The sequence below is a fragment of the Micromonospora sp. NPDC050397 genome (genome assembly GCF_044901685.1).
Classification (GTDB): Bacteria; Actinomycetota; Actinomycetes; order Mycobacteriales; family Micromonosporaceae; genus Micromonospora_G.
In genome coordinates, this window is record NZ_JBJDPS010000035.1 from 1 (window position 1) to 5,446 (window position 5,446).

Consider the following 5,446-nt stretch of genomic DNA (forward strand, 5'->3'; position numbering starts at 1 on the left):
CATAGAACGCCGTCACAAACGCCACCGGAACCGAAGCAGCCTCCACAAACGACCACCCCTCCGGAACCCCCACCACCACCCGCTCATCCACCACGGTGAACGAGCCGAACCACTCGCCCCCCAGTCCCATGACGCGGTCGCCGACGGCGACGCCGGTCACTGCGGAGCCGATCTCGGTGACCACGCCGGCGCCCTCGCTGCCCAACCGCGCGTTCTCCGCATCCGGATACACGCCCAGGGCGATCAGTACGTCACGGAAGTTGACGCCCGCGGCCCGGATCTCGACACGCACGTCGCGGTCGCCGAGCTGTCGGGTCGCCGACGTCGACGGAGCCGGGCCGATTCCGTCGAGGGCGGCACCCGGTGTGGTCCGCAACTGCCAGGCACCATCGGGGAGCTCCAACTCTGCCGGGACCGAACAGAGTTGCGGAACGAGGATCTCGCCCCGCCGGAGGGCCAGTTGTGGTTCACCGGTGGCGAGGGCGGAAGGCAGGGCGGCGAGCGAGGCGGGATCTTGGTCCAGATCGGCCAGGACGAACCGACCGGGATGTTCGGACTGCGCGGACCGCACCAGGCCCCAGACGGGCGTAGCCGCAAGGTCCGGCACGCCCTCTCCCGCCCGGGCGGGCACGGCTCCCCGGGTGACCAGCACCAGCTTGGCCCCGGTCGCCGCGAACGACTCGTCGGCCAGCCATGCCTGCACGAGCGCCAGCGCACGGCCGGCGGCGGCCAGAGCCTCCTGTGCGGTGTCCCCTTCCCGGGTCTCCACGTCGGACGGACACCCCGGGTCCAGGGCAACGCCTGTCAGGACGTACGCCGGTGCCGGGCACCGGCCGTGCGTGACCTGGTCGGCGAGAGCGGTCAGGTCGTCGTGGTGCGAGACGGCCCCGTCGAGCTCGCGACCGAGGGTGCCCGGGCCGAGGACCGCGAGCACCGGGGCAACGGTGGCGGGCTCCGCGTCGGCGGCCGGTGCGGGGGCGGGGGTCCAGTCCACACGGTGCAGGCTGCCCTTGGCCAAGCCGTTCCCGGCGTCCGGCACCGGGCGCGTCACGAGCCTCTCGGCCGAGAACACCGGCCGGCCGGAGTCGTCCGCCGCGAGCACCGCCATGCCGCCGCCGGTCACCGGTGTAAGCCTCACGCGCAGGCTCGACGCCCCGGTGGCGTACAGGGACACGCCGGTCCAGAGGAACGGCAGTCCGGCGGAGGTGAGGGCGTCGGCGGCGGCCGGCCAGGCGTGCAGGGCGGCATCCAGGAGCGCCGGGTGCAGGCCGAAGCCACCGGCGGTCTGCCGGACCTCATCGGGAAGGACCGCCTCGGCGTAGATCTCGCCACCACGGGTCCAGACGGATCCCAGGCCCCGGAATCCCGGCCCGTAAGCCAGGCCGACGGCGGCGAGCCGCTCGTACAGCTGACCCGTGTCGACCGGTCGGGCTCCGTCGGCGGGCGGCCAGGTTTCGAGGCCGGCGGGTTCGCGTGAGCCCGCCTCGGTCGTGAGGGTGGCACGGGCATGGCGTGCCCAGACGCCCTCGGAGCCGCAGACGTACACCCCGACGGCCCGTCGGCCGCCGGTGTCCGCGGGAGCACCCACCGTGATCTGGACGCGCAGGTGGCCGCCGTCAGCGGGCAGGACGACCGGGGTTTCGATGCTGAGCTCGGCGAGCCGGTCGCAGCCGACGGCGTCGCCCGCGCGGAGCACGGTCTCGACCAGTGCCGTGCCCGGAACGACCACCCGGTCCGCGACCGTGTGGTCGGCGAGCCAGGGGTGGGTACGCAGCGACCAGCGGGCGGTGAACAGATGACCGTCGCTGTCGGGCAGGGACACGCCGGCGTCGAGCAGCGGATGGACGACGGGTTCCATGCCGGTGGCAGCGACGTCGACGGCCGCGGCCGTGGTGGAGTCGAGCCAGTGGCGGCGCCGCTGGAAGGCGTACGTCGGCAGGTCGACGAGGTGCGCGCCGGTCGTGTCGAAGACACGGCCCCAGTCCACGGACGTTCCGGCGACGTGGGCCTCGGCGAGGGACCTGAGGAGCCGGGGCTCACCGGCGTCGCCGCGGCGCAGAGTCCCTACGGCCGACACGGCGCTGCCGTGGTCCTCGGCTGTGGACTCCACGCCGGGGAGGAGGACCGGGTGCGGGCTGATCTCGACGAAGTGCCGGAAGCCCTCGCCGAGCAGCACGCGCACGGTCTCCTCGAAGCGCACCGGGGAGCGGAGGTTGCGGTACCAGTAGGCGGCGTCCAGCGTGGTCGTGTCGGCCTTCTCGGCGGTCACCGTGGAGTAGAAGGGAATGTCGGAGGGGCGCGGGGACACCCCTGCCGCCGCCTTCTCGACGTCGGCGCGGATCTCTTCCACATGTGACGAGTGGGAGGCGTAGTCGACGGGGACGCGGCGGGCTCGCACACCGTCGGCCTCGTAGGCGGCGAGCAGTTCGTCCAGCGCGGCGGCGTCGCCGGAGACCACGAGGTGCGAGGGCCCGTTGACAACGGCGACGGACAGAGCGCCCCGGTGGGCGCTGACGGCACGGCGGACCTCGTCCTCAGGTGCCCCGACGGAGGCCATCCCGCCGCGGCCGGCGAGGGCCGTCAGCGCCCGGCTGCGCAGGGCCACCACCCGTGCGCCGTCATCCAGGGTCAGCGCCCCCGCCACCACCGCGGCGGCGATCTCGCCCTGCGAGTGGCCCACGATCGCGGCCGGCCGGACGCCGTAGGACTCCCACACCGAGGCCAGTGAGACCATCACCGCCCACAGGGCGGGCTGGACGACCTCCACACGCTCCAGTTCCGCCTCGTCCCGCAGCGCTTCCAGCAGCGGGACGCCGAGGTGGGGCGCGAGCGCGGCGGCGCACTCGGCCATGCGCCGGGCGAACACCGGTGAGGTTTCGAGCAGGTCGACGGCCATGCCGGTCCACTGCGAACCCTGCCCCGGGAAGACGAATACGGGGCCTGCGCCCTCGCGGGCCGTGCCGGAGACGAGTGCCACGGGGTCCTGGCCCGACCCGTACTCCCGCAACAGGTCGGCACCCTGGGCGTGTTCCGGAGTGAGGAGTACGGCCCGGTGATCGAAGACTGTGCGGGCGGTGGCCAGCGTGAGGCCGACGTCGGCGGGCCGCAGGTCGGGGTGCCGGTCCGCGTGGGCAGCCAGTCGTGCGGCCTGGTCACGCAGCGCGGCGGCAGACTTGGCCGACAGGACCCAGGGCACCTGTGGAAGGGGCCGGACGGTGGCCCCGTCGGCCGGTACTCCTATGGGCCAGGGCCGATCGGTGGGTGCGTCCGCGCCCGGTTCCTCAGCCGCCGGCAGGGCCTCCGCCGGCTCCTCGTCGGCCGGTGCACCTTCCGCAGGTGCCTCTTCGAGGATGACGTGGGCGTTGGTGCCGCTGACACCGAAGGACGAGACACCGGCGCGGCGCGGCGCTCCGGCACTCGGCCAGGGAACGGACCGTGTGAGGAGGCGCAGGGTGCCGGCGGACCAGTCGACGTGCGGTGACGGCTCCTCCGCGTGCAGGGTCCGCGGAAGCTCCTGGTTCCGCAGGGCGAGAACGATCTTCATGATGCCGGCGGCCCCGGCGGCGGCCTGGGTGTGGCCGATGTTCGACTTCACCGACCCCAGCCACAACGGCCGCTCCGGGTCGCGCCCCTGCCCGTACGTGGCCAGGAGCGCCCCGGCCTCGATCGGATCACCCAGCCTCGTGCCCGTACCGTGCGCCTCCACCACGTCCACGTCGGGCCCGTCCAGGCCGGCGTCCGTCAACGCAGCCCGGATGACCTGCTGTTGTGCGGGGCCGTTCGGCGCGGAGAGTCCGCTGCTGGCGCCGTCCTGGTTGACCGCCGTGCCACGGACGACGGCGAGGACGTGGTGTCCGTTGCGGCGGGCGTCGGAGAGCCGTTCGAGGCAGAGTATGCCGGCGCCCTCCGCCGGGCCGAAGCCGTCGGCGTCGGCGGAGAAGGGCTTGCAGCGGCCGTCGGGCGCCAGGCCCCGCTGACGGCTGAAGCCCATGAAGGTGCCGAGGGTGGGCATGACGGTGACGCCGCCGGTGAGAGCGAGGTCGCACTCGCCCTGCCGCAGCGAACGCACCGCCAGGTGCAGCGCGACGAGGGAGGAGGAGCAGGCCGTGTCGACGGTGAGAGCCGGGCCCTCCAGCCCGAGGGTGTAGGCCACGCGGCCGGAGACGACGCTGGTGGTGGTGCCGGTCATCAGGTGGCCTTCGAGGCCGTCGGCGGCGTCCAGGCGCGGCCCGTAGTCGAGCGCGACGGCGCCGAGGAACACGCCGGCGGCTCGGCCTTTCAGGGAGGCCGGGTCGATGCCGGCCCGTTCGACGGCTTCCCAGGACGCTTCGAGGAGCAGGCGCTGCTGGGGGTCCATCGCGTCGGCCTCGCGCGGGGAGATCCCGAAGAAGCCGGCATCGAAGTCGCCTGCGTCGTGCAGGAAGCCGCCCTCGCGGGCGTAGGTGCGTCCGGGTGCGTCCGGATCGGCGTCGTAGTGGGCCTCGGTGTCCCAGCCCCGGTTGCCGGGGAACGGGGTGATGGCGTCGGCGCCGTCCCGGACGAGGTCCCACAGCTCCTCGGGGGTGGTGACGCCGCCGGGGAAGCGGCAGGCCATGCCCACGACGGCGATCGGTTCGTGGGCCGCTGCCTCGATCTCTCGCAGCCGTCCCCGGGTGTGGTGCAGGTCGGCGGTAACCCGGCGCAGGTAGCCGAGGAGCTTGTCATCTTCCGGCATCAGGGCCTCACATGGTCTTGCCGCGGTGTCAGAGGGTCCTACGGGCAGGCAAATGGCGTCGGGGCCGGGAGGCGGTGGCGATCAGTCCGAGCCGAATTCCCGGTCGATGAAGTCGAAGAGCTCGGCGGCGTCCGCCGACTCCAGGCTCCCGGACACACCGGCGGCGCCGGTTGCGGGGATGGCCGCCGGAGCAGGGGCGCCGTCCGGGCCGACGTCCTTGGGCGCGTAGCCGGTCTCGTCCGGCGCCAGTGCTCCCGCGAGATACCGGGCGAGGCGAGTGGCATCGGGATGGTCGAAGACCAGGGTTGCCGGCAGCGGCAGACCGGTCTCGGCCTTCAGCCGGTTGCGCAGTTCGACCGCGGTGAGCGAGTCGATGCCCAGGTCCAGGAATCCCCGTTCGGCAGGGATCCCGGTGGCCGAGTCGTACCCCAGCACGGTCGCCGTGTGCTCCCGCACGGTGCGCAGCACCACTCGGTGCCGTTCCGTGTCGCCCAGCCCCTCCAGTCTCGCGGGCAGCGGGGGGCCGTCCGGCTGCGGATCGACCCGGACGGTGGCGACGTCGCGGCGCCTGTGGGGTGCGGAGCTGCGGGCGTGGTCGCGCAGCATCGGCTCGGCCGAGCTGCCGGGCCCGCCCTCGGCCAGGGATCGGGGGTCGAAGCGCGCCGCCACGACCAGGGGGTCCGCCGACCGCTCCGCGATATCGAGGAGACGTAGCCCGTCCTCGGTCGACAT

Annotated in this window: 1 pseudogene; it reads right to left on the bottom strand. The window is 73.6% G+C overall.

Annotated features, from left to right (window positions below):
• Positions 1–5,446: pseudogene (locus ACI2K4_RS36160) on the bottom strand (beta-ketoacyl synthase N-terminal-like domain-containing protein); the annotation flags it as partial.